This window comes from Pseudomonas sp. AL 58 (assembly GCF_036348395.1).
Taxonomy (GTDB): Bacteria; Pseudomonadota; Gammaproteobacteria; order Pseudomonadales; family Pseudomonadaceae; genus Aquipseudomonas; species Aquipseudomonas defluvii.
Genome location: NZ_JAZBQR010000062.1, coordinates 1 through 816, shown reverse-complemented (window position 1 = coordinate 816; position 816 = coordinate 1). Strand labels below are relative to the sequence as shown.

The following is an 816-nucleotide window of genomic DNA, read 5'->3' as shown; positions in this document are numbered from 1 at the left end:
GCTGCCGTTGACCTGGCCGTCGAGATCGCCGGTACCACCGTCGGTCACATACCAGGGGTCGTGCCCCTCGCCAGTATTGGTGTTGAGTACATCGTCAGGCGTGCCCCACACGCTGTCTGCGCCAGCGTCGGTGACATGATCCACCTCGAGCTTCACGGTACTGCCGGCGGCGAATCCGCTGGCTGTGATGATGGCTGTGCTGCCAGGAGCGTAGTCTTTCAGGTCGGTGGTGACCGTCGGAGCAGTCAGGGCGGCGGGATTGCTCAGGAATGTAAACGTCGTGCTGTCGTTCGCTTTGAAACCTTGGGTGAAGGGCGAAAGATCTGCACCGGTGTAACCGGCTATGTCGTTCTTCAGGGATGAGCTTTTTTTGTAAATAGCCATGACTTTCTCCAGACAGTTTTCAGTCTTCGAGACCTGACCGCAGCCCCTTTCTGCTACATGCCACAACTATGTAGAAGCGCCGGTGATTGCGCATTGGCCGATACTCCTAGGCGCGCTGGGAGTTTCGGACTACTTGGGGAGTGGAAAACGGGATGACGTAAAGGGATGGCGCCACTGCGACTGTTCTGCGCCCAGGCCAGCCCCGCACCGCAGGGCGCGTTTCAGGTATTGCCCTTGGCGACGCTGTTTAGCGGTGAACTGAGCCTCACGTAAGAACCACGACCTGAAACGGCTATGGGTGCATGGCGCGCTGCTGTGTTGCCGTTCTTTGTTGTGGTGCTCGAACATCCAGAGTGGGTTCGGCCATGCAGGTCTTGTATTCGATTGCCAGGAAGCAATGCGAGGGTGGTTTCTACGCCACCCTCGCATCCT

1 protein-coding gene is annotated in these 816 nt (G+C 58.2%); it reads right to left on the bottom strand.

Annotated features, from left to right (window positions below; translation table 11 throughout):
- Positions 1 to 384 (bottom strand): hypothetical protein (locus UIA24_RS23040; RefSeq protein ID WP_330524045.1); only part of this gene is annotated, 384 nt, incomplete at its 3' end.
- Between the last annotated feature and the right edge of the window lie 432 nt (positions 385 to 816).